The following is a 23,191-nucleotide window of genomic DNA, read 5'->3' as shown; positions in this document are numbered from 1 at the left end:
TTCCGTTCGAGACCGCCGAGGTGGAGCTGGCCGAGGGCAGCGATATCGTCCTCTACACCGACGGGCTGATCGAGGACCGCCGCCGGGAGATCGACACCGGTCTGGAGATGCTGCGCGAGGCCCTGGCCCACCCCGGCCGGACCCCCGACCAGATCTGCGCCGCGGTGCTGGATGCGCTGCTGCCCGACCGCCCGAGCGATGACATCGCCCTGCTCGCCGCCCGTACCCGGGTGGTGGGCCCCGACCGGGTTGCCTCCTGGGGCGTGCCGTCCGACCCGGCGGCCGTGGCCGGGGTGCGCGCCCAGGCCATGCGGCAGCTGGCGGAGTGGGGGCTGGACGAGGTCGCGTTCACCGCCGAGCTGGTGATCAGCGAGTTGATCACCAACGCCATCCGCCACGCCACCGGCCCGATCCGGGTGCAACTGCTCCGCGACCGCGCCCTGATCTGCGAGGTCTCCGACACCAGCAGCACCTCCCCGCATCTGCGGTACGCGGCGACAACGGACGAGGGCGGCCGGGGGCTCTTCCTGGTCGCCCAGTTCGCCGAGCGCTGGGGCACCCGCTACACCGCGGACGGCAAGGTCATCTGGGCCGAGCTGGCGATTCCCTGACCTCTCCGGGCGCGGGCTGGCCGTTCCCTGGCCTCTCCGGGTACGGGCTGGCGATTCCCTGATCCCTCCGGGTATGGGCTGGCGATTCCTGACCTCTCCGGGCGCGGGCCGACGATCCCTGACCTCCCCGGGCACGGGCTCGCGGTTCCTGATCCCTCCGGGCACGGGCCGACGATTCCCTGACCTCCCCGGGCACGGCCGTCAGGGCGCCCGGCGCTCCCCGGACGGCTGCTCGTCCCGCCGTGTCCGGCCCCGGGCGTCCCGTCCCGCCGTGTCATCGGCCGCGCTCGGCGAGGCGACGCGTCGTCACCGCGTCCAGCCTTCGGTTTCGGCCTGCTCCCGGGCGGCCGTGCCGATCGGCTGGTCTGGTGGCGCTGGGCGCGTCGCGGTCGCGACGTTGGGAGGGGGACGTCCGCGGGCCCTGGCGTCGCTGGGCGGGTCGGCGTTGGCGCAGTGGCATATGCGTCCGGAAGTCGGCGCTTTTCCGCCACCCCGACTTGACGGTCCGTCATGATCCATGTGCTGAGAGATGCCGGTCAAAATCGCGTGACTCTACTAACATGTGGCGCCCACGGCTTGATGTCCGCGTGGTCCAGCCGAAAACCCCTCAACGCGCCCATGAGGACCTGATAGATGTCAGCACACATATCCAGCCATCCGTACAAAGGGCCCTCGGTGACGCGGCGCGCCCTGACCGTCCCCCTGCTGGCAGCGGTCGCGGCCGGTGCGGCGGGAGCGTGGGTGACCACGGCCGTGCCGTCCGCCCAGCGCGTGTTCGTCGCCGTCTTCTGCGGGGCCGCCGCCGTACTGCTGGGTGTGGCGCTCGCGGTTGCCACCTACCGCTCGCGGACCATCGGCCGGCTCCAGGAGCGTGTCACGGCGCTGGAGACGGCGGCCGCCGCGCAGGAGATCGAGGCTCTCCGGATCGCCGAGGAAACGATTCCGTCGGCGGTTCGGCAGCTGCGCGAGGGCGGCTCGGTGGACACCGTGCTCAGCCGGGTGCAGCGGCCCACCAGCAAGGCCCACCAGCAGCTGCTGCGGACGCTGCTGCGCGAGATCGGCGACGGTGAACGGATGCGCGCCTCGGCGATGGCCGCGTGCGCCAACGCCGCGGGCCGGGTGCAGGCGCTGGCCACCAGCATGCTGGCGGATCTGCGGGAGATGGAGAACCGCCACGACGAGAGCGTCCTCGGCGATCTGCTGAAGCTCGACCACACCACCGCCCAGGCGGGCCGGATCGCCGACAGCATCGCGGTGCTGACCGGTGCGCGCTCCGGGCGCCGCTGGACCAAGCCGATCGTCATGGAGTCGGTGCTGCGCGGCGCGGTCGGCCGGATCAGCGCCTACCAGCGGGTGCGGGTCCACTCCGCCAGCAACGCCGCGGTGGCCGGTTACGCGGCCGAGGGCGTCATGCACGCCCTCGCCGAGCTGATGGACAACGCCGCCAGCTTCTCGCCTCCCACCGAGGAGGTGCACGTGTACGTCGAGGAGACGCACGCGGGCGTCGTGGTGACCATCGAGGACGGTGGACTCGTCATGGGCCCGGCCGCCCTGGACCGCGCCCAGAAGGCCGTCTCCTCCGAGAGCCTGGACCTGATGAGCCTGTCCGGCACCCGGCTGGGCCTGGCGGTGGTCGGCTGTCTGGCCCGCAAGCACGGGCTCACCGTCTCCTTCCGGCCGTCCGCGCGGGGCGGTACCGGTGTCGTGGTCCTGATTCCGCAGCAGCTGATCACGCACGTCAGCCAGGACGCCCTCGCCCTCGGCGCCCCGGGCTCCATCCGCTCCGGCGTTCCCCGGCAGGGGTCCGCCTCGTCCGCTTCCCCTTCCCCTTCCCCCTCCCCCGCCGCCTCCCCCGCCGCCGCCACCGCGGTCGCGGCCCCCGCCTCGCCGTCGGCCCCGGCCGCCGCCCCCTCCTCCGCCCCGCAGCCGCCCGCCGGGCCGTCGTCCGCGGAGCCCTCCGCGCAGCCCGCACGGCCCGTCAACGGACTGCCCAAGCGGCGCCGTGGCGAGACGCTGGCCGCGGCCACCCGGGCGGCCGCCCGCGCCGCCGAAGAGGAACCCAAGGCGAAGACCAGCCGTCCACGACCCGAGGAAGCCGGAGCCCGCTTCGGCGCCTTCCGCCAGGCGGCCCGCGGCGGTTCCGCCACCGGTGCCTCGTCTGACGGCGTATCCCCCGGGCCCGCGGGGCACACCGAGTCCGCCGAGTCCGCTGAGCCTGCCGAGCCTGCCGAAAACGACAAGCCGTGACGATAGGAACGCCGATGAACACCACCGACCGCAGCTTGGACTGGCTGTTGGAGAACCTGCTGGAGAAGACCCCCGGGTCACGTCACGCCCTGGTGCTGTCACGGGACGGGCTCAAGCTGTGCCTCTCCTCCGGGTTGTCCGTGGACCAGGCCGATCAGCTGGCGGCCATCGCGTCGGGCATCCAGAGCCTCGCCCACGGCGCGTCCATCGAGTTCGGCGACGGCAGCGGCGGCGTACGGCAGTCGATGACGGAGTTCCACGGGGGAATCCTGTTCATCGTCGAGGCCGGCGAGGGCGCCCACCTCGCCGTGGTGGCCCATGACGACGCCGACGTCGGCATCATCGGCCACAACATGAACGAGCTGGTCGAGCAGATCGGCGACCATCTGCGGGCCGCGCCGCGGGTGGCCGCGGACGGCAGCGGCGGGACGCGGGCATGATCCGAGGGCCGCTGGACAAGGAGGGGCCGGACCGGCTGTACACCGTCACCGGCGGCCGCAGCCGCGCCGACGAGAGCCGGTTCGACATGGTCACGCTGATCGTCAGCGAAAGCGACCCCACTCCCGGGATGCAGTCCGAGCACGTCAAGATCCTCCGGATGTGCCGCCGCCCCCTGTCGGTCGTGGAGATCTCCTCGTATCTGGAACTCCCGGTCAGCGTGGTCAAGATCCTGCTGTGCGATCTGCTGGACACCGGCCGGATCACCGCACGCCATCCGCATGCGGCCCGCCCCGGCGGGCGGCTGCCGGAGCCCGAAACCCTGAAGAAGGTGCTCGTTGCACTCCAGAATCTCTGACAGCACCGTCAGCCCCGCTCTTCCCGGCAGCGCCGGACACGCCCCGCTGCGGGAGAGCGCGAGCAACGGCCTCAAAATCGTGATCGTCGGCGGGTTCGGTGTCGGCAAGACGACGATGGTGAAGTCCGTCAGCGAGATCCGCCCGCTCAGCACCGAGGAGACGATGACGCAGGCGGGCGTCGGCATCGACGACGCCTCGCTGGTGCGGGACAAGACCACCACCACGGTGGCCTTCGACTTCGGCCGGATCAGCCTGGACGAGCAGATGGTGCTGTATCTGTTCGGCGCCCCGGGGCAGGAGCGGTTCTGGTTCCTGTGGGACCGTCTCTTCGCCGGGACCCTGGGCGCGGTCGTCCTGGTGGACACCAACCGGCTGGCCGACTCCTGGTACGCGCTGGACCGGCTGGAACACCACGGCACACCGTTCATCGTGGCCCGCAACAACTTCACCGAGCCGCGGCACTCGCTGGAGGACGTGCGCGAGGCCCTCGACCTCTCGCCCGATGTGCCGATGATCGACTGCGATGCCCGCAAGCGCGACTCCAGCAAGGCCGTACTGGTCGCGCTCGCCCGCCACCTGTACTCCCTGTCCACCGACGCCGCCGGGAAGAGCACCGCCGCCGCCGGGAAGAGCGCCGGGTGAGCGGCGCCGGTCCGCCGGCATCCGCCTTCCCGTCCGCCACCGCGCCGCCCGAGGGGGCGGTGCCCCGGGCCGGTGCCGAGCTGCCCACCGGCCGCCCGTGAGATCGCCGGGGCCCGTCGCCGAGGCTGTCGCCGGGGCCGCCGTCGAGGTCCTCCTCGACCACCTCCCGGACGTCGCCCCGGCTATCGCCCGGACGTCGCCCCGGCTATCGCCCGGCCGTCACCCCGGCTATCGCCCCCGGAGAGCTGGAATGGCGGGTCACGCTGATGATGTGCGGCGTGGCCGCGAGTCCCGGACCCGTCCACCCCGTTCACCCCGGCCCTCCCGGACCGGCCTTCCCTCCGTGGCCCTCGCGCACTGACCTTCCGTCCCCCGGTCCCCCCGGTCCCCCCGGTCCCTCCGGTCCCGCCTCGGCCCTGTCCCCCGGCGGTGTGCCGCCACCGCCGGGGGACAGGTCTTTTCCGGACGATCGGCGTGTGTCCGGTCATCGCCGTGGGTGAGCGTGTGTCGACGGGATCTGGCCACAATCGCTCATGCGACACAGGAGCGTCGGGAGGAGTCGGAGATGACCGAGGGGTTCAAGCGCCGCACGCCGAGCCGTTGGGGCGAGGGGGGTGCGCTGAAGGAGGAGATCCTGGCGGCCGCCGCGCGGATGCTGATGGAGTCCGGCCGGGAGGGGGATCTGTCGCTGCGCGCGGTCGCCCGTGAGGTCGGGATCTCGGCTCCCAGCGTCTATCTGCACTTCAAGGACCGGGCGGAGCTGGTGGCCACCCTCACCCGGCGGGCCTACGAAAGGCTGGTCGCCGATCTGCGCGGGGCCGCGGAGGGCGCGGGCGGGGGCGCCCCGCGGGAGGCGTTGCGCGCGATGGCCCGCCGGTACTGCCGCTTCGCGCTGGACAATCCCCAGCGGTACCGGCTGATGTTCGGCATCGAGCGGATCGAGGGCCCGCGCGACGAGTTGGACCGGCATCCGTTGTGGATGGTGTACGAGATGTGGCTCGACGCGGTACGCGCCTGTCGGAGCGACCGTACCGGGGCGGCGGACGACGAGCGGGTGGCCAAGCTGCTGTGGTTCTCCCTGCACGGGATCGTGGCCATGGCCGTGTCGATGCCGTTCGCGGCCAGCGGACAGGCGATGGAGGAGATGGCGGACGACCTCCTCGATCTCGCGATGACCAAATAGCGCGGTGCGGTTGGTCACTCTGGGTCAATTGATTGCCTAGGGCTCCTAACGCTGTTAGGAAAGTGGTCGACGCGCTCCCCCTGCCACGGAGGCACATATGACCGAGACACTGGCGGACACAGCGGCCGGGCTGCCGGAACACCCGATGCCCAGGGCGGCCGGGTGCCCCTTCGACCCGCCGCCGGCCCTCCACGCCCTGCAGGCGGACAGCCCGGTCTCCAGGGTGCGGATCTGGGACGGCACCAGCCCGTGGCTGATCACCCGCCACGACCACGTACGGGCCCTGCTCGGTGACCCGCGCATCAGCGCGGACCCCACGCGGCCCGGCTATCCGCACCGCTCCGCCGGGACGAAGGCGAACGACCAGGCCCGCCAGACGTTCCTCACCATGGACGACCCGGAACACGCCCGGCTGCGCCGGATGGTGACGGCGCCCTTCGCGATCAAGAAGGTGGAGGCGCTTCGGCCGTCGGTCCAGAAGATCGTCGATGACCTGATCGACGCGATGCTCGCCGGGCCGAAGCCGGTCGATCTGGTTGAGGCGTTCGCGCTGCCGGTCCCCAGCCTGGTCATCTGCGAGCTGCTCGGCGTGCCCTACGAGGACCACGACCTCTTCCAGCGCAACACCAGGGTCGCCGTCCGCCGCACCTCGACAGCGGAGGAGGTGGTCGCGGCCATGCAGACGCTCACCGACTACCTGGACGACCTCCTGACCGTCAAGCGCGCCCGGCCCGGGGACGACCTGCTCTCCGTACTGGCCACGGAGCGGGTGGCCAAGGGCGAGATGACGCAGCGCCAGGCCGCCGAGACGGGTGTGCTGCTGCTGGCCGCGGGCCACGAGACCACCGCGAACATGATCGCGCTCGGCACCCTCGCCCTGCTGCGGAACCCGGACCAGCTCGCTCTGCTCCGCGACACCGAGGACCCCAAGGTGGTCGCCGGAGCCGTGGAGGAACTGCTGCGCTACCTGAACATCACCCACTCCGGGCGCCGCCGCGTGGCGCTGGCGGACATCGAGGTCGGCGGCGAGGTCATCCGCGCCGGCGACGGCGTCATCTTCGCCAACGAGATCGCCAACCGGGACCCGGAAGCCTTCTCCGACCCCGACCGGCTCGACATCACCCGTGACGCCCGCCGCCACGTCGCCTTCGGCTACGGCGTGCACCAGTGCCTCGGCCAGCCGTTGGCCCGCGTCGAACTCCAGGTCGTCTACAACACCCTGTACTCCCGCATCCCCACCCTGGCCCTGGCCACCGACTTCGACCAGCTGGAGTTCAAGCACGACGGCATCGTCTACGGCGTTTACGAACTCCCCGTCACCTGGTAGTACCCACCCCCGAGCGGACAACGACAGAAGAGGAACCCCATGCGCGTGGAAGTCGACCAGCCCAAGTGCGTCGCGTCCGGACAGTGCGTCCTGATGGCTCCCGAGGTCTTCGACCAGGACGACGACGGCATCGTGGAGCTGCTGACCGACCGTCCGGAAGCGGAGCACCACGACGGCGTCAGGGAGTCGGTGGCGGTCTGCCCGGCCGCGGCGATCCGGCTGGTGGCGGACTGACGGACGACTGACTCGTCGCAACGCTCGTCCCGGAAGAGCGTGCTGGACCTTCCTTCCCCTCGTGAGGAAGGTCCGGCAAACCCTGCGCCTCCACCTAATGCGCGCTTACGCGCATTAGGTAACGGGTGTCACCTTAGCGAGGGGGTGTACCCGGTGCAATGGGTTACCAGGCGTATGGTGACGTGACGTCGTGAAGATCTGGTGCTCACCGGGGCGGAGGGGACGTAGAGTCGGCGCGTCATGACAGAGCGACCACCGCATGGGTCGGCCCGCCCCGGGGGGCGCACGGCCCGGACCCGGGCCGCCGTGCTGGCGGCCGCGTACGAGGAACTGGACCGCGAGTCGTTCACCACTCTCACCCTCGACCGGCTGGCGCAGCGCTCGGGCGTGCACGTCTCCACCATCCGGCGGCGCTGGCGCACGGTGGACGGGGTCATCGTGGATCTGCTGGCCGAGCGCAGCGCCGCGCTGCCCACGCCCGACACCGGTGACTTCCGGCGGGACCTGGAGGAACTCGCCCGCGCCATCGGGGACTTCAACAACGCGCTGCGCAACCGCAACGTCATCCAGGGGCTGCTGGTGGCCGCCGCGCACGATCCCCGGGTCGAGGAGATCGTCCGGGACGCGTTCGTGCGGCGTACCGAGGAGGTCACCCAGATCGTGAGCCGCGCGATCGAGCGGGGGGAGGTGCCCGAGGACACCGATGCGCGGGAGGTCATCGCCGCGATGGCCGCGCCCATCTACTACCGGGTGCTGATCCTGCGCGGGTTCGTCGACGAGCGGCTGGCCTACACCGCGGTCGAGACGGCGTATCGGGCGGCCCGTGCCGGGGTCTTCGTCCGCAAGGCGTGAGTCCGCGGGGTGTGAGTCCGTGTGGTGTGAGTCGGCGGGGTGAGTCGGCGAGGCGTGAGTCCGCGGGGTGTGAGGCCGCCAGGGGTGATGGCGCCCGTCCCACGCGCGGGACGGGCGCCACCGGCGGGCGTCAGGAGGACGCGCCGCGGGCCTTGAGCATGTCGGCCATCAGCTGGATCTCCGACTGCTGGCCCTGGACCATCGTCTGGGCCAGATGCCTTTCGGTCGGGTCCTTGACCAGCTCGACCGCGCCCTCCGCCATCCCGACGCCGCCCCGGTGATGGGCGGTCATCAGCTTCAGATAGAGGATCTCGGCCGCCTTGCCCTTGGCCTTGCGCAACTCATCGAGCTGGGTGTTGGTGGCCATGCCCGGCATGAGTGAGCCGTCGTGCGGCTTGTACGCGGCGCCGCCGGCCATGCCCTTCATCGCGCCGTGGTCCATGCCGTCCATGCCGTCGTCCATGCCGTCCATGCCGTCCGTGCCATCCGCCGACGCGTTCTTCATCCACGTCATCGGCGGGTCCTCGGACGTCCTGTCCAGCCCCCACATGTCCAGCCAGCCCTGCAACATCCCCGCCTGGGTGGCCTGCGTACTGGCGATGTCGAACGCCAGCCGCCGCACCTCCTCGTCGCTGGTGCGGTCGCGCACGATGAACGACATCTCCACCGCCTGCTGATGGTGGACGGACATGTCGCGGGCGAAACCGGCCTCGGCGGAGGTGTCCTTCGGTGTACCCGTACCGGTCGCGCCCTCCGAGCGGTCGCTCGTCAGCCACAGCACTCCCACCGCCACCAGCGTGAGCACGGCGAGCGCGGCGGCGATCCCCGCCACCAGCGGCTGCCGTGACGCCCGGCCGACGGTCGTTCCGTCGGTCATGAGGACTTCCCGTTCGTGCAGTAGGCGCCCGGCTCGGGGGTCTGCTTGCCCTGGACGAACTTCTTGAAGAAGTCGGCCACCCTCGGGTCCGACGCCTCCTGGATGTCCAGCTGGTTGCCCCAGGCGTTGAGGACGATCGGCGCGTCCTGGTCCTGGTAGGGGCTCATCATCGAGTACGGGGTCTTCTCCACCCGGGCCTTGAGGGTGGCGATGTCCTCCTTCGACGCCTTGTCGGTGTAGGTCACCCACACCGCGCCGTGCTCCAGCGAGTGCACGGCGTTCTCCTTGGTCAGCGGCTTGGTGTAGACATCGCCGTTGCAGTTCTGCCACACCTGGTTGTGGTTTCCGCCGACCGGCGGCGACATCGCGTAGTCGACCGTGCCCTCGACATGCGTCCGGCCCAGGTTCTGCCAGGTCCGCATGCCTTTGAACTCACCGGTCTTGACGACCGATGAGGTGACCTCGGCCTTCTTCTCCTCCTTCTTGTCACCGGAGTCGACGAGGAAGTACCCCCCGACGGCCAGTCCGGCGACGATCACCGTGCAGGAGGCGATGGTGATGATCCGGTAGCGGCGCTCGCGCGCCTTCTCGGCGCGGCGCAACTCCTCTATCTTCGCGCGGCGGTCGGCCGCGGTGGCCTTCGTCTTCGATCCCTTGGAGCCCATGGCTGTCCTTGTCCTCGCAGTTGTCGCAGTACTCGCAGTTCGCACACTGGATGGGTGGAACGGTGCATCGCGGTTACCGGTGTCGGCCTAGGTACGCAGGACTTGGAGCTGATGGAGGCCGAGGGCGCGGACGGGGTGACCGGGCGGTGCCCGGGCGGAGTCCGGGTCCCGGGGGCCGTCGAGCGGCGGAAGCTCGGCGAGGGAGGGCGGGGATACGGGCGTGGGCACCAGGGCCTGGACCCCCGCACAGGGGCCCGCGACACAGTTGTCGCCCCCGCTGCCGGAGCGGGCGACGCAGTAGGCGCGTCCGGGTTCGGCGCGGAAGGCGTCGGCCGGGCCGTGCCACGGAGCCGGGAAGGTGACCGGCTCCTGGGACGGCCGCAGCGGCCCGGTGCCCGCCAGGCGGTTGTCCGTGAGAGGGGCGCCCGTGAGGGAGCGGTCCGTGCGGGGGATGCCCGTGAGGAGGATGCCCGTGAGGGCGCCCGCCCCGCGGTCGTCCGGCGGACGGCCGTCCGGCAGGCCGTTTTCCGGCGGGCCGTTGTCCGGCAGGCGGTTGTCCGTCGGGCGGTGGGAACATCCCGTCGTCGGGGTGTTGTGGTCGATGGCCGGGTGGAGGCACGCGGGCGCCACCCATATCGCCGCGGCGAGCAGCAGCACGGCACGCCACAGGACGGACGGCACGGTGCCGAGCACCAGTCCCCTCCGTATGTGGCTCTCTCCGTCCCGCCCTCTGCCCATCGCGCCAGATCGTAACCACTGGGCCTGCCGTGACTGAATGGGTACATCACCAAACGCGGCAAACGCCTGGTGACGGCCCGGTGTCGGCCGGGCGCCCGGCCCCGTCCCTCAGACGTGGGTGACCTGGGCGATCAGACCGGCGGTGGAACGGGCCGGCACCGGGCTGGCCTCGGCGCTGACCAGATCACCGCGCTCCATGACACCGGAGCCGCTGACGTCCACATGGACCCGCAGCCCGTAGTTGTCGCCCGGGACCAGCTCGCCGGGGACGGTGACGCTGAACGGGACATGGCCTCCCGGGCTCAGCGGCACATCGGTGAGGACCTGCGCCGCCACGATCGACTCGGGGGTATCGGAGCGGGACACGTTGCGCACCTCCACCACCACCCGCGCCGCCCGCCCTGCGGGGGCGTCGGGGGGCAGGGTCACGATGCCGCTCAGGACACTGCTCATTCCGCCATGGGTTCCCCATGGGCCGGGCGTCCTGTTCCGCCGTTCGGGTGGTACGCCGTGCGTACGCCGTGCGTACGTCGTCCGTACCCGTCCATACGCCGCTCCGTTTCGGTGGGAACGGGAGGTATGGAGCGGTCAGCCCGCGCAGGGGTGGCCGTTGAGGGTGAAGGACCGGGGCGACCGGTCGCCGTCGTTCCCGGTGCTGAGGAAGCCCATGGAGAGGGTGCCGCCCGCCTTGACCCGCTTGTTGTAGTCGGCCGGGGTGGCGGTCACCTTGGCGCCGCGCTGGGTGAACCTCCCGTCCCACATCCGGGTCACCCGCTGGGAGCCGCGGAAGGTCCAGGTGACCCGCCAGCCGTCGAGGGGCTTGCGGGAGGTGAGGGTGACGGCGGCCTGGTAGCCGTCGGGCCATGTGGTGACCAGCCGGAAGCGGGCCGTGCAGTCGGCCTTCGCACCGGGCGGGCGGTCGGCGGGCGGCCCGCCGCCGTGGCCGGAGGTGGAGCCGGAGCCGCTTCCGGAGGACGAGGGGGAGGGGGCTGGGGAGTGGCCGTGCTTCTGTTCCGAGCCCTTGCCGGAGTCGTTTCCGGAGCCCTTGCCGGAGTGGTTTCCGGAGTCGTTGCCGGTGTGCTCGCCGGAGCCGTTTCCGCCCTGCGTGGGGGCTGGGGATCTGGGGGCGCCGGGGTTGCGCGGCGAGGAGGTGGCGGGGACCAGGCTGCCGGGCGTCACCTCCGGTCCCGTGGGCCCGTCACTGCGGTCGTCGGAGTTCGCGGCGGTTCTGGTCAGGGCGACCAGGGCGGCGAGGGTGACGACGGCGATCACCGCCAGGAGGACCGTCGTACGGGGCCTGCGTAACCCGCGGCGGCCGGGTCGGCCACGGCCGCCCCGGTGCCCCACGGGGCGGGACCCGCCGCTTCCGCCGTCGGTACCGCCTTCCCCGTCGGTACCGCCTTCGCTGTCCGCACCGTATGTGCCGTCCGGCCCGGTTCTGCCGCCCGCGCCGGTTCTGCCGCCCGCGCCGGTTCTGCCGCCTGCGCCGGTTCCGTCGCCCGGCCCGTATCCGCGGTCCGCGTCATCGGCCCGTCTGCGCGCGCCCTCGGCCCGTCTGCTCCGCCGTGTGCCGGACCCGTCCAGGAGCCGGTCGCGCAGCCGCTCCCACAGCGGTGCGCGGACCGTGTGCGCGGTGGGCGCGGCGGTGCGGGCGGTGCCCGGGGCCCGGTCGGCGACCGCGCGGCGCCGCTCGACGTAGAGGCGTGCGCCCCAGCCGATGACGCCGCCCGCCAGGGCGCCGGGCAGCCCGTCACCCTCCACATACATGCAGGTGGCCGCGTCCCGGCAGGAGCGGCAACGGGCGAGGTGCTGCCACAGGTCGGCGGGTGAGGGGGAGTCGGGCGCCCGGGTGGCGGCGTCCAGCAGCTTGGCGTAGCTGCGGCACTCCTCGTCGGTGAGGGTGTCCACATGGGCGCGCTGACACCGCTCGCGGAAGGCCGCCCGGACCCGGGCGATCTCCTCGGTGGCGAACTCCGGGTCGTAGCCCAGCTGCCCGGCCACCGTCGCCGTGGACCGCCCCTCCACCTCGACCAGCCACAGCAGCTCCCCGTCCGCCTCCGGCAGGTCCCGCAGGGCGCGCAGGGCGAGCGGCTGGTCGCGGGGCGGGGCGGCGAAGCGGGCGGCGCGGTCGGACGCCAGCCAGGCCCGCAGCTCCGGGTCGAGCCGGTCTCCGTGCCGGTGGGCGTCCCAGTCGGCGGCGGTCTTCCGTACGGAGGTCAGGAAGAGCGGAAGCCACGGGAGGCGCTTGCCGAAGCCCCGGGTGCGGCGGTTGCGGGTCTCCCGGATGCCCCGCCGGAACGCCTCGGTGGCGAGCCGCATCCCGTCTTCGGGGCTGGTGGTGCACAGCTCCGCGTAATCGGCGACCGCGTCCCAGTAGGCACCCAGCAGCGCCGTCGCGGAGGCGGCGCCATCGGCTTCCTCGGCGGGCCCCTCGGCGGGCCCTTCGGCTGGCCCTTCGGCGGGGCCGGGGCGCCTCGGGAAGCCGTCCCGGGGAGATGCGTGGTCGGGCATGGAGGTGATTCCTCACTCACGGACAGCGGCGCCCCCGCGGGGGGACAACCCTCTCACCACGGGCCGCGAGGCGGGCGGCCAACAGTGCGGGACTGCCGGGGAGTTGGGGGTTCCCCGTACGGGGCGCGCTGAGCTTTTCACGCCCGTGACCAGGCTGACAAGAGACGTCGGGGAGTCCCGGCCCGGGTTTGTGACCCACCTGATAAGTCGTGGGTGCGAGCCGGGCCGAACCGTTCGCCAGGTGAACTCCGGTGCGTTCACGGTGGCGTGCGAAAGAGGTCGGTGTCCGGTGCCGCGGGCCGCCGCCACGGCTCGCGCAGATACCAGCCTCCATGGCCGAACGATTGGATGAATGCCGCCCTGAACACCTGTACGACCTCGCATATGCGGCGTTACCATCAGCGCATGCATACGTACCGGATCGGTGAGGCCGCGGCCCTGATGGGCGTCAGCGTCGACACCCTGCGGCGCTGGGTCGACAGCGGACGGCTGGCCGCCGAACGGGACGAGCAGGGCCGCCGGATCATCCCGGGCCCGGCGCTCGCCGCGTTCGCCCGTGAGGTCAGCAGCGGCGCGGAGCGCGACAACCCCGGCTCGTCGGCCCGCAACCGCTTCTCGGGAATCGTCACCGAGGTGATCCTCGGCGATGTGTCCGCGCAGGTGGAGATCCAGGCGGGACCGTTCCGCGTGGTGTCCATGATCAGCCGGGAGTCGGCGGAGGAGCTGAAGCTGGAGCCCGGCGTTCCGGCCGTCGCCGTGATCAAGTCGACCAACGTGGTCGTGGAAACGCCGTGAGCGCGCGTGCCGGGAGCGGCAGAGGCAGAGAGGGAGAGACAGACCCCATGACGACCCGTTCCGTATCCAGGCCCCGCCCCGGCGCTCGCCGGACCATCGGTCTCGTGGGCGGCCTGGCCCTCGCCGCCGTGACGCTCACCGCCTGCTCCTCCGGGGACTCCGGCGATTCCGGCGACTCCGCCACGGCGTCCGGCTCCGCCACGGCGTCCGGCTCCGGTTCCGGCTCCTCCGCGGAGAAGCTGTCCGGCACGGTGACCGTGTTCGCGGCGGCCTCGCTGAAGGAGAGCTTCACCTCGCTGGGCAAGACCTTCGAGAAGGAGCACCCCGGCACCAAGGTCTCCTTCAACTTCGGCGGCAGCGACTCCCTCGCGGCCAGCATCACCTCCGGCGCGCCCGCCGACGTCTTCGCCGCCGCCAGCCCGAAGACCATGAAGACCGTCACCGACGCCAAGGCCGCCAAGGGCGACCCGGCCACCTTCGTCCGCAACCAGCTCGAGATCGCGACCCTTCCGGGCAACCCGAAGAAGATCGCCACGCTGAAGGACCTCACCCGCTCCGGGCTGAAGGTCGCGCTGTGCGCCAAGGAGGTGCCCTGCGGCTCGGCGGCGCAGACGGCGCTGGACGGGGCCGGGCTGAAGCTCACCCCGGTCTCGTACGAGCAGGACGTCAAGGGCGCCCTGACCAAGGTGGAGCTGAAGGAGGTCGACGCCTCCGTCGTCTACCGGACCGATGTGAAGGCGGCGGGCGGCAAGGTCGAGGGCGTGGAGTTCCCGGAGTCGAAGAAGGCCATCAACGACTATCCGATCGCCCTGCTGAAGAACGCCCCGAACGCGGAGGCGGCCACCGCCTTCATCGACCTGGTGACGTCCGCGCGGGGCCAGAAGGCGCTCGGCCAGGCCGGCTTCCTCAAGCCGTGACCGAGCCGGACACGGAGACCGGCCCGGCGGAGGTCCTGGAGGACACGCGGCGTCGGCCCCGTACTTCCCGGCCCCGGCCCCGGCCACGGCTCCGGGCCGGGGTCCCGTTGCCGCTGCTGCTGCCCGCCCTCGGCGGCCTGGTCTTCCTGGTGCTTCCGCTGGTCGCGCTGCTGGTCCGGGCACCCTGGCGGAGCCTGCCCGACCAGCTGACCGGGGTGGCGGTGTGGCAGGCGCTGCGGCTCTCGCTGATCACCGCGACCGCCGCCACCGCCGTGGCGCTGGTGCTGGGCGTGCCGCTGGCCTGGCTGCTGGCCCGGACCCGCTTCCCCGGCCGCCGCCTGGTGCGCGCCCTGGTGACCCTGCCGCTGGTGCTGCCGCCGGTGGTGGGCGGGGTGGCGCTGCTGCTCGCGCTGGGCCGCAACGGGATCGTCGGCCGCTGGCTGGACTCGGCGTTCGGCGTCACCCTGCCGTTCACCACCGCGGGAGTGGTGGTCGCGGAGGCGTTCGTGGCCATGCCGTTCCTCGTGATCAGCGTCGAGGGCACCCTGCGCGCCGCCGATCCGCGCTACGAGGAGGCCGCCACCACCCTCGGCGCCTCGCGCTTCACCGCCTTCCGCCGCGTCACCCTGCCGATGGTCGCGCCGGGCGTGGCCGCGGGCGCGGTGCTGGCCTGGGCGCGGGCGCTGGGCGAGTTCGGCGCCACCATCACCTTCGCGGGGAACTTCCCCGGCCGTACGCAGACGATGCCGCTGTCGGTCTATCTCGCCCTGCAGAGCGACCCGGCCGCCGCCATCGCGCTCAGCCTCGTCCTCCTCGCCGTTTCCATCGCGGTCCTGGCCGGGCTGCGCGACCGCTGGATGGCCGCCTCATGACCACGGACACCCCCACCACCGAGGACACCGCGGTGCGCACCGGCGGCCTCGACGCCCGACTCGTCGTGGACCGTGGCACCTTCCGGCTCGACCTGCGGCTGTCCGCCGCCCCCGGGGAGGTGCTCGCCCTGCTCGGGCCCAACGGGGCGGGCAAGACCACCGCGCTGCGCGCCCTGGCCGGGCTCACCCCGCTCACCGCGGGGGCGCTGCGGCTGGACGGCCGGACCCTGGAGGAGCCGGAGCACCGGCTGAGGGTGCCGCCCGAGGACCGTCCGGTCGGCGTCGTCTTCCAGGACTACCTGCTCTTCCCCCACCTCACCGCGCTCGACAACGTGGCCTTCGGCCCGCGCTGCCACGGGACGCCGAAGGCGGTGGCCCGCGCCCAGGCGGCCGACTGGCTGGACCGGATGGGCCTGGCCGACCGGGCCGGCGCCAAACCCCGCGCGCTGTCGGGCGGACAGGCCCAGCGGGTCGCCCTCGCCCGCGCCCTGGCCACCCGTCCCCGGCTGCTGCTGCTGGACGAGCCGCTGGCCGCGCTGGACGCCCGCACCCGCCTCGAGGTGCGCGCCGGGCTCCGCCGCCATCTGGCCGACTTCCCCGCGGTGGCCGTCCTGGTCACCCATGACCCGCTGGACGCGATGGTGCTGGCCGACCGGCTCGTGGTCGTCGAGGAGGGCCGCATCGTCCAGGAGGGCGCCCCGGCGGACGTCTCCCGCCGCCCCCGCACCGACTACATCGCCAGCCTCGTCGGCCTCAACCTCTACCAGGGCCGCGCCGAGGGCCACACCGTGGCGCTCGACGGCGGCGCCACCATCACCACCACCGAGGACCTCACCGGCCCGGTCTTCGTCGCCTTCCCGCCCGCCGCGGTCACCCTCCACCGCGACCGCCCCGACTCCAGCGCGCGCAACCTGTGGCGGCTGGAGGTCACCGGCCTGGAATCCCACGGCGACCAGATCCGCGTCGACCTCACCGGCGAACTCCCCCTGCTGGCCGACCTGACCACGGCCGCGGTCGCCGAACTCGACCTCCACCCGGGCCGCACCGTCTGGGCCACCCTCAAGGCGGCCCAGACGCACGCGTACCCGGCCTGATCGGGGCGCCCGGGAGTTCTGGCCCGGTCGGGGGTGGCTGGGGGTTTTGGCCTGGTCGGGGTGGCTGGGAGTTCTGGCCTGGTCTGGTCTGGTCGGGGCGGTCGGGAGTCAGCCGGAGCGGGCACGGACGCGGTGCCGCCGGTCCGGGGCGAGCCGGCGCCGCTCAGGCCGCTCAGGCCGCTCGAGCCGTCCGGGCCGCTCAGGACGTCGTCCCATGCCCCCGCGCATCCGGTCCGAGCCCGCTCCGGCCGGGGAACGCCGCCCGGTAGTGGGCGAGCAGCCCCGGATCGTTCAGGCGCGCGTCGTCGACGCGGCCCCGCGCCTCGGTGAGGAGCCAGCCCAGCAGCTCCTCGGTGGCGTGGTACTCGTTGTAGAAACCCATGCGCAGGTCGGTGATCTCGAACTCGAACATCACGTCGTCCACGAGGTCCGCCAGGTGGGCGTCGGCGGCCGGGGTACGGGTGGCGGCCCACCTGTCCAGCCAGGGGCGCAAGCTGTTGGTGGCGACGGTGATGAGGCTGAGGGTTTCCCTGGCGGGGACGGGGTTGGGGTGGGTGTGCAGGGTGGCCGTCCACCACGCGGACCAGACGTCGTGGAGGGCGTCGGCCAAGGGCTCGTCCCACGTGGTCCAGCCTGCCTCCAGCAGACGGGAGGCGATGAGGTTCTCGTCCACGTGGAACCGGCCCGCGACGACGGGGCGGATGATGCGCGGGGTCAGACGGCGGTAGAGGCGGGGGAAGTCGTCCCAGTGGCTGGGCACCTCCATGGCGACGGAAGTGACCACGTCGTCCGATATCAGGTGCAGTGGCCCGGAGAGTTCGGCGAGGTCCTCCTCGGTGTAACAGAAGGTGCATCCCTCAACGGGGAAGGGCGCCTCGCGGGCGAACGCGCGGTCCATGGCGTCGAGGGCCGTGGTGAGCTGCTGCGGGGAGGAGGACATGGCGACCTGCCGGGACTCCGTCCGGACAACCGGCGAAGGTTGCAGGGTATCGCGGGGCCTGCGCGGGCTGTCCGGTGAGTCGTGGGCGGCACCGGAGTCGCGCGGGCGGTGGCGGAGCCGCAAGGACGGCAACGGCCAGGGGCTCCCCTCAACGCGTCCCAGGTCCACGCGTCCCAGGTCCACGCGTCCCAGGTCCACGCGTCCCAGGTCCACGCGTACCAGGTCCACGCGTCCCTGGCTCCGCGCCCGGTCTGAGCCCGCCACGGGACGTCCGGGGAAGGCTGGGACCCAGGAGTCCCTTCCCGGCGTGGCGTCTCTACCTGGCGCGGTGTCTCTTCCCGGTGCCGTGCTGTTTTCCGACGCGGCGCCCCGCCCGGCGGGCGCTCCGGGACCGCGGTGGGCTCAGGCGGGGTGAGCAGGAGAGGCGGCGGGCCCGGGGTCGCACAGCTCGGTGACGAGGGCCCTCGCGTAGTGCTCGTCCGTTTCCGGGATCGAGAACACCACCCGGAAATAGAGGGGAGCGACCACGCGATCCAGCACCCGCTCCAGCGAGGGCGTCGCTTCGCCCCGCCGGGCCGCGGCCTCCAGAGCGGCCTCGAACCGGGTGCTGACCCGCTGTAGGCACTCACGCAACCCGGCCCGGCGGTCGTCCACGTCGGGTGCTACCTCGGCGCGGAAGAACGCCACGCCTCCGGGCCGGGACAGATCGGTGAGCGTCCACACCGCCACCTGCTCGAGGTCCTTCCGCAGATCACCGAGCAGCTGCGGTGCCCCCTCCTCCTGACGCTGGGCGGCCACGTCCGCCAGGAGGGCCGAGATGTTTCCCCAACGGCGGTAGACGGAGCTGGGATTGACGCCGGCGCGGCGCGCTACCGCCGGAACGGTCACCTTGTCGGCGCCGACTTCGTGCACCAGGTCGACCGTCGCCCGGTGTACGGCGGCGCGTACACGGGCGCTCCGGCCGCCGGGGCGGATGTCTTTGCTTTTAGCGGGCATCCTCTCATATTAAAGCAATGAGTTGCGCTTTAATGCTGGGCTGGCTAATCTGCCTTAAGGCATAGATCAACGCTTTAAGTGCTTCCCGTGGAGGAGTCATGTCCCAGTACGAGACCGCATACCAGCTCGGCAAGAAGTTTCACGCCTTCCTCGCCGCCGGTGACTGGGACGGCATCCGGACGCTGCTCGCCGACGACGCCACCTGGACGCTCCCCGGTGACAACACCATTTCCGGTACGGCGGAGGGCGCCGACGCGGTCGTGGAGCGGGCGAAGAAGATCGCTTCCTACGGTCTCAACTTCGAACTGCTGCACATCCTGGTCAGCCGCGAGAACATGGCCCTGTCCCTGCACAACACCGCCCGCCGGGGCGAGGTGCGGCTGGACGAGTACCTGTCCACCGTCTGCCGTCTGCGCGACGGAAAGATCGCGAGCATCGAGACCTACCTGTCCGACGTCCCCGGCATGAACGCGTTCTTCGTCTGAGCGCTGTTGCCCCGACCGGGGACTCCGGCGGCGGTGGGACTCGGATCAGCGTGACGCCGTTGTGGGCGCGGACCGCGGGAGGACCGGCCGTGTCGAGGCAGTCCGGATGCGGACGGTCTCCAGTCCTGTGGACACCGGTGAGCGCGGCCGGGAGCACGATCGTGACTCCGTCTCCCTGGGGACTTCGTGCCGCAAGGCGTGGGTCGCGCGGTGAAGCGTCGGGGGAGGCCGCCGCCGGGGTCGAGCGCGCCGCCCGGCGGCTCCCAGATGCCGCTGCCATGGCGCCTGACCAACAGCTGCTCGTCCGCGTTCGGCCGCGCTTGTCCACCATGGTGTGACTCCGCCGACGCCGACGCCGACGCCGACGCCGACGCCGACGCCGACGCCGAGGCCGATGCGGTGCGGGCGGTCGGAGGTCGCGCTCCTCGGCCCGCTCGGCTGGCGGGGTTCCGCATGGTGGCGAGGCCCTGGACGGTGGCCGGGGGCGCATGACCGAGGAGTCGGCCTCCCCGGCCCCCGGCCCGCTGATCCGGCCGAACGGGCCAACGGATCGCGTCGGCGCCGTCGTTCCGCTATGGGGTGGCGTTCTCGGCGTCGCCCTTCTTGGCGCTGCTGTCCTTCGCGCCGCTGTTCTTGGTGTCGCCGTCCTCGGTGTCGCTGCCCTGGCCTTCGGTGTCGCTGCCCTTGGCGTCCGAGTCGGTGTCAGCCTCGGCGTCGGTGTCGGCCTCGGTGTCAGCCTTGGCGTCGGTCTTGGCGTCGGTGTCAGCCTTGACGTCAGCGTCGGCGTCGGCCTTGGTGTCAGCCTTGCCCTTGGCGCCAGCCTCACCCTCGGCCCCGGCGCCGGGCTGGTCCTCGGCCCCGGCGGCGGCCTGGTCCTTGGCCTCGCCACCGTCCTCGGCCTCGGCCCCGCCCTCCGCTGAGTCCTCGAAATACACGTCGAGCACCGCGTCGAGCTGAGCCGTCCACTCCTTGAGCAGCTTCCGGGCCGGGGCCTCGACATCGGCCGTGTACCACCGCCGGTTCGTCGTGTAGACCGTGATCCCGAACCGCTTCCCGAACCGCGGGGTGTCGACCTCCACCGCGCCGATCTCGTCCCACCCGAACTCCGCCTTCTCGCCGTCGAGTTCGAAGGTGACCCCACGGCGCGCGGCCCGGATCGCACCGCGCCGGTCGGACACCTCGAAGGCGACCCCGCCGTCCTCCTCCTCGCCGTCGTCGTCCGCTTCCCCGTCGGACGCGACGTCGGCCTCGGTATCGGCCTTCGCGCCTGCCTTCGTCTCGGCCGCCGTGTCGGCCTCGGCGCCGGACGCCTCCTCGGCGCCGACGGCCTCTTCCCGGGCCGCCTCTTCCTCGGCGGCGGCTCCCTCCGGTGGCCGTTCGGCTGCCTTGTCCGGGGCGTCCTCCTTCACTTCGGCAGGGCGCGGGGACGTCAGGCCGGGGATGTACCCCGGATCCGTCCCGGCTGTGTGCATGGGCGGGATGATCGGTCCAGTGCTCTGCTCCACGGCCGGAAGTATTGCCGATAAACCTGTGCCGACGACAGGCAACCCCGTGCCCAATCCGGCCCGCCCACGAAAGCCGCAGGTGGGGTGCGAGGGATCAATGAGTCCTCCTGCGGGCCGCCGGACGGTACGGCACCGGTACTCCCACCCGTACCCTTTTACTCTCCCTTTACTATGGGTCCAGGGACACTGCCTTACCCGGGCATGTGGGGAGTCACCGGACCTTCCGGCGGCTCACCACGACCCACCACGAGTCACCACGACCCACCAGCGACCTCCCAGCGATGAAGGAGCACCGGACCCGCAATGGGTGAACCTCCCAGTACCACCCGTGCCACGCCCCGCCCGCCCCTCACCGGGGCGTCCCTGATCAGGGAGCCGGGGGTGGCACGGTGACCGAGATCCTGCTGCTCCTCCTCGCCGTGGTCCTCACGCTCGCGTGTGCGGTGTTCGTGGCCGCCGAGTTCTCCCTCACCACCGTCGAACGGGGTGACCTGGAGCGCGCCGCCGAAGCCGGTGAGCGCGGGGCCGACAGCGCGCTCGCGGCGGTGCGCCGGCTGACGTTCCAGCTCTCCGGGGCCCAACTGGGCATCACCGTCACGTCCTTGGTGATCGGCATGCTCGCCGAACCCTCGCTGGCCGCCCTGCTCAAGAGTCCGCTCACGGCGGTCGGCCTGCCCGCGGGCGCGGCGTCGACGACCGCGGTGGTGCTGGGCGTGGCCGTCTCCACGGTGGTGCTGATGGTCGCCGGGGAGCTGGTGCCCAAGAACTGGGCCATCTCCCGCCCGCTGCACGTGGCCAAGGCCGTCGCCTCCCCGCAGCGCGCCTTCACCGCCGCCTTCGCCCCGCTGATCCACCACCTCAACAACACCGCGAACCGCCTGGTCCGCCGGATGGGCCTGGAGCCCGCCGAGGAGCTGGCCTCCGCCCGTACGCCGGACGAACTGGTCGCGCTGGCCCGCCACTCGGCCGCCGAGGGCGCGCTGGAACAGGACTCGGCCGAGCTGTTCGTCCGTACGCTCCGCCTGAGCGAGCTGACCGCCGAGAACGTGATGACCCCGCGCGTGGACGTCCAGGCGCTGGAGGCCCACGCCACCGCCGCCGACGCCGCCAACCTCACCCTGGCCACCGGCCGGTCCCGCTTCCCCGTCTACCGCGACACCCTGGACGAGGTGGTCGGCACCGTGCACATCCGCGATGTGCTCGCCCTGACCGCCGCCCACCGCGCCACCACCCCGGTCACCGACCTGGCCACACCCCCGCTCCTGGTCCCCGACAGTCTCCCGGTGGACCGGCTGCTGGACCGGCTGCGCGGTGCGCGCACCATGGCTGTCGTCATCGACGAGTACGGGGGCACCGCCGGTGTCGCCACCCTGGAGGACATCGTCGAGGAGGTCGTCGGCGACGTCCGTGACGAACACGACGGCGACGAGGTCCCCGGCCTGGTGCCCATCGGCCCCGGCACCTGGGAGGCGGACGGCGGCGTACGGCTGGACGAGCTGACCGGCATCGGCCTGACCGCGCCCGAGGGCCCGTACGAAACCGTCGCGGGTCTCCTGGCCACCGCGCTGGAGCGGATCCCGGCGGCCGGGGACGCCATCGAGACGGACGGCTGGCAGCTCACGGTCCTGAAGGTGGACCACCACCGGGCCGACCGCGTACGGATCACCGCTCCCCTGACCGAGGCCCCCTCGACCGACGCTCCCCCGACCGCCCTCTCCGCCGGTTCCCCGACCGCCCCCTCCGCCGGTTCCCCGAACGGAACCGACTCCCCCGCCGCCGACGTCACCCGGGACGCCCGATGACCCTCCTCCAACTCGCCATCGGCGCCTTGACCCTCCTGACCAACGCCTTCTTCGTCGGCGCCGAATTCTCGCTGATCTCCGTGCGCCGCAGCCAGATCGAACCGCGTGCGCAGGCGGGGGAGAAGCGGGCGCGCGGGGTGCTGTGGGCGCTGGAGCACCTGTCCGCGCTGATGGCCACGGCCCAGCTCGGCATCACCATCTCCTCCCTCGTCCTGGGCGCGGTCGCCGAACCGGCCATCGCCCATCTGCTGGAGCCGGTCTTCGACGCCGTCCACGTCCCGCACGCCCTGGTGCACCCGATCGCCTTCGTCGTCGCGCTCACGGCGGCCACGTATCTCCACATGCTCATCGGCGAGATGGTCCCCAAGAACATCGCCCTCGCCGCCCCCGAGCGCACCGCGCTCCTCCTCGGCCCGCCGCTGGTGGCCCTCACCCGCCTCCTGCGCCCTGTCGTCTTCGGCGTCAACGCCTTCGCCAACGCGGTACTGCGGCTGCTGAGGGTCGAGCCCAAGGACGAGGTCGAGTCGGTCTTCACGGACGCCGAACTCATCCGGCTGGTAAGGGACTCCAGCGATGCCGGGCTGCTCGACAAGTCCGGCAGCGACCGGCTGCGCGACGCCCTGGAACTGGGCACCCGGCGGGTCGGTGACATCCTCGTCCCCCTCGACGAGATGGTCACCGTCGACCACCGCGTGACCCCCGACCAACTGGAACGCACCGCGGCCGTCTCCGGGTACTCCCGCCTCCCGGTCACCGGCCCCGACGGCGTCGTCCTGGGCTACCTCCACATCAAGGACACCCTTGGCGTCACCGACCGGGACCGCCCCTTCCCTCGGACCGCCGTGCACACCATCACCCGTGTCCCGGCCGACACTCCTCTGGACGACACCCTCACCGCCATGCGCGCCACCGGCACCCACCTGGCCGCCGTGACGGCCGCCACCGCTACCGCCACCGGCCCCGCCACCGCCCCCGTCCTCGGCTTCGTCACGATGACGGACGTCCTGGACGAGCTCGTCGGCCCCGCCACGACGTGAACGCCGACGAGGACAAGAGGCCCGGGCCCCGGTCCGAGGGGCGGGGCCAGGGCCCCGGGCGGGG

The 23,191-nt window shown here is 72.3% G+C and carries 24 protein-coding genes; 16 read left to right on the top strand and 8 right to left on the bottom strand.

Annotation, left to right across the window (positions count from 1 at the left end; all coding sequences use genetic code 11):
* From AXW62_RS02710 to AXW62_RS02670, 9 genes are all read left to right on the top strand, one after another.
* Window positions 1-611: SpoIIE family protein phosphatase (locus tag AXW62_RS02710; RefSeq protein ID WP_159060796.1), on the top strand; the 611-nt coding region annotated here is incomplete at its 5' end.
* A gap of 633 nt (window positions 612-1,244) precedes the next feature.
* Window positions 1,245-2,858 (top strand): sensor histidine kinase, encoded by a 1,614-nt coding sequence (locus AXW62_RS02705; RefSeq protein WP_063817514.1) that lies wholly within the window; start codon window positions 1,245-1,247, stop codon window positions 2,856-2,858.
* Window positions 2,859-2,872: 14 nt separating this feature from the next.
* Window positions 2,873-3,298 carry a roadblock/LC7 domain-containing protein gene (locus tag AXW62_RS02700; protein WP_030839998.1) on the top strand — a complete coding sequence of 142 codons (426 nt, stop codon included), beginning with the start codon at window positions 2,873-2,875 and terminating at the stop codon, window positions 3,296-3,298.
* Window positions 3,295-3,654 carry a DUF742 domain-containing protein gene (locus AXW62_RS02695; RefSeq protein ID WP_060943054.1) on the top strand — a complete coding sequence of 120 codons (360 nt, stop codon included), beginning with the start codon at window positions 3,295-3,297 and terminating at the stop codon, window positions 3,652-3,654. The genes AXW62_RS02700 and AXW62_RS02695 overlap by 4 nt, the downstream gene beginning before the upstream one ends.
* Complete coding sequence (locus AXW62_RS02690; protein WP_174556343.1) at window positions 3,635-4,297, top strand: GTP-binding protein; 663 nt, start codon at window positions 3,635-3,637, stop codon at window positions 4,295-4,297. Before AXW62_RS02695 ends, AXW62_RS02690 begins: the two co-directional genes overlap by 20 nt.
* Before the next feature lie 565 nt (window positions 4,298-4,862).
* Window positions 4,863-5,480: a TetR/AcrR family transcriptional regulator gene (locus AXW62_RS02685; protein WP_060943052.1), complete on the top strand. Its 618-nt coding sequence runs from the start codon at window positions 4,863-4,865 to the stop codon at window positions 5,478-5,480.
* Between the two features lie 97 nt (window positions 5,481-5,577).
* Window positions 5,578-6,807 (top strand): cytochrome P450, encoded by a 1,230-nt coding sequence (locus tag AXW62_RS02680; protein ID WP_060943051.1) that lies wholly within the window; start codon window positions 5,578-5,580, stop codon window positions 6,805-6,807.
* Window positions 6,808-6,846: 39 nt separating this feature from the next.
* On the top strand, window positions 6,847-7,041 hold the full coding sequence (locus tag AXW62_RS02675) for a ferredoxin (RefSeq protein WP_060943050.1): 195 nt from the start codon (window positions 6,847-6,849) through the stop codon (window positions 7,039-7,041).
* Window positions 7,042-7,281: 240 nt separating this feature from the next.
* Window positions 7,282-7,893, top strand: a complete 612-nt coding sequence (locus AXW62_RS02670) for a TetR-like C-terminal domain-containing protein (RefSeq protein ID WP_060943049.1) — start codon at window positions 7,282-7,284, stop codon at window positions 7,891-7,893.
* A 130-nt stretch (window positions 7,894-8,023) separates the two neighbouring features.
* On the opposite strand, the gene AXW62_RS02665 is transcribed toward AXW62_RS02670, so the two are convergent.
* The 5 genes from AXW62_RS02665 to AXW62_RS02645 all read right to left on the bottom strand — a co-directional run bounded on the left by AXW62_RS02665 (window position 8,024) and on the right by AXW62_RS02645 (window position 12,684).
* The gene (locus AXW62_RS02665) at window positions 8,024-8,770 is read right to left on the bottom strand and encodes a DUF305 domain-containing protein (RefSeq protein ID WP_060943048.1); all 747 of its coding nucleotides are present in this window, start codon (window positions 8,768-8,770) and stop codon (window positions 8,024-8,026) included.
* Entirely contained in the window at window positions 8,767-9,435 is a 669-nt protein-coding gene (locus AXW62_RS02660; RefSeq protein ID WP_060943047.1) for a thioredoxin-like domain-containing protein, read from the bottom strand. Before AXW62_RS02660 ends, AXW62_RS02665 begins: the two co-directional genes overlap by 4 nt.
* An 87-nt stretch (window positions 9,436-9,522) precedes the next feature.
* Window positions 9,523-10,173: a hypothetical protein gene (locus AXW62_RS02655; RefSeq protein WP_159060795.1), complete on the bottom strand. Its 651-nt coding sequence runs from the start codon at window positions 10,171-10,173 to the stop codon at window positions 9,523-9,525.
* A 108-nt stretch (window positions 10,174-10,281) separates the two neighbouring features.
* Window positions 10,282-10,626, bottom strand: a complete 345-nt coding sequence (locus AXW62_RS02650) for a hypothetical protein (protein ID WP_030840029.1) — start codon at window positions 10,624-10,626, stop codon at window positions 10,282-10,284.
* A 135-nt stretch (window positions 10,627-10,761) separates the two neighbouring features.
* Window positions 10,762-12,684: a cellulose binding domain-containing protein gene (locus AXW62_RS02645; protein WP_060943045.1), complete on the bottom strand. Its 1,923-nt coding sequence runs from the start codon at window positions 12,682-12,684 to the stop codon at window positions 10,762-10,764.
* A gap of 405 nt (window positions 12,685-13,089) precedes the next feature.
* On the opposite strand from AXW62_RS02645, the gene AXW62_RS02640 reads away from it, so the two are divergent.
* Genes AXW62_RS02640 through AXW62_RS02625 form a run of 4 tightly spaced genes read left to right on the top strand, consistent with a single transcriptional unit; the run spans window position 13,090 to window position 16,362 of the window.
* Window positions 13,090-13,479, top strand: coding sequence for a TOBE domain-containing protein (locus tag AXW62_RS02640; protein WP_030840035.1), 390 nt, complete (start codon window positions 13,090-13,092; stop codon window positions 13,477-13,479).
* 47 nt (window positions 13,480-13,526) lie between these two features.
* Window positions 13,527-14,396, top strand: coding sequence for a molybdate ABC transporter substrate-binding protein (modA, locus tag AXW62_RS02635; protein ID WP_060943044.1), 870 nt, complete (start codon window positions 13,527-13,529; stop codon window positions 14,394-14,396).
* Window positions 14,393-15,268: an ABC transporter permease gene (locus AXW62_RS02630; RefSeq protein ID WP_060943043.1), complete on the top strand. Its 876-nt coding sequence runs from the start codon at window positions 14,393-14,395 to the stop codon at window positions 15,266-15,268. The genes modA and AXW62_RS02630 overlap by 4 nt, the downstream gene beginning before the upstream one ends.
* Window positions 15,265-16,362, top strand: coding sequence for an ABC transporter ATP-binding protein (locus AXW62_RS02625; RefSeq protein WP_060943042.1), 1,098 nt, complete (start codon window positions 15,265-15,267; stop codon window positions 16,360-16,362). Before AXW62_RS02630 ends, AXW62_RS02625 begins: the two co-directional genes overlap by 4 nt.
* Window positions 16,363-16,561: 199 nt before the next feature.
* Here AXW62_RS02625 and AXW62_RS02620 read toward each other — a convergent pair whose 3' ends face one another.
* Complete coding sequence (locus AXW62_RS02620; protein ID WP_060943041.1) at window positions 16,562-17,302, bottom strand: hypothetical protein; 741 nt, start codon at window positions 17,300-17,302, stop codon at window positions 16,562-16,564.
* Between the two features lie 402 nt (window positions 17,303-17,704).
* Window positions 17,705-18,298 (bottom strand): TetR/AcrR family transcriptional regulator, encoded by a 594-nt coding sequence (locus tag AXW62_RS02615; protein WP_060943040.1) that lies wholly within the window; start codon window positions 18,296-18,298, stop codon window positions 17,705-17,707.
* 98 nt (window positions 18,299-18,396) lie between these two features.
* On the opposite strand from AXW62_RS02615, the gene AXW62_RS02610 reads away from it, so the two are divergent.
* Window positions 18,397-18,783 (top strand): nuclear transport factor 2 family protein, encoded by a 387-nt coding sequence (locus AXW62_RS02610; RefSeq protein WP_060943039.1) that lies wholly within the window; start codon window positions 18,397-18,399, stop codon window positions 18,781-18,783.
* A 572-nt stretch (window positions 18,784-19,355) separates the two neighbouring features.
* On the opposite strand, the gene AXW62_RS42335 is transcribed toward AXW62_RS02610, so the two are convergent.
* A complete protein-coding gene (locus tag AXW62_RS42335) occupies window positions 19,356-20,255 on the bottom strand; it encodes a hypothetical protein (RefSeq protein WP_063817513.1) in 900 nt (299 codons plus the stop codon).
* 422 nt (window positions 20,256-20,677) lie between these two features.
* On the opposite strand from AXW62_RS42335, the gene AXW62_RS02600 reads away from it, so the two are divergent.
* Together AXW62_RS02600 and AXW62_RS02595 are read left to right on the top strand one after the other, a co-directional pair.
* Complete coding sequence (locus AXW62_RS02600) at window positions 20,678-22,090, top strand: hemolysin family protein (RefSeq protein ID WP_079115442.1); 1,413 nt, start codon at window positions 20,678-20,680, stop codon at window positions 22,088-22,090.
* Window positions 22,087-23,127 (top strand): hemolysin family protein, encoded by a 1,041-nt coding sequence (locus tag AXW62_RS02595; RefSeq protein WP_060943038.1) that lies wholly within the window; start codon window positions 22,087-22,089, stop codon window positions 23,125-23,127. Before AXW62_RS02600 ends, AXW62_RS02595 begins: the two co-directional genes overlap by 4 nt.
* Window positions 23,128-23,191: the final 64 nt, after the last annotated feature.

This window comes from Streptomyces hygroscopicus subsp. hygroscopicus (assembly GCF_001553455.1).
Classification (GTDB): Bacteria; Actinomycetota; Actinomycetes; order Streptomycetales; family Streptomycetaceae; genus Streptomyces; species Streptomyces hygroscopicus.
This window is presented reverse-complemented; position numbering and strand designations above follow the sequence as displayed.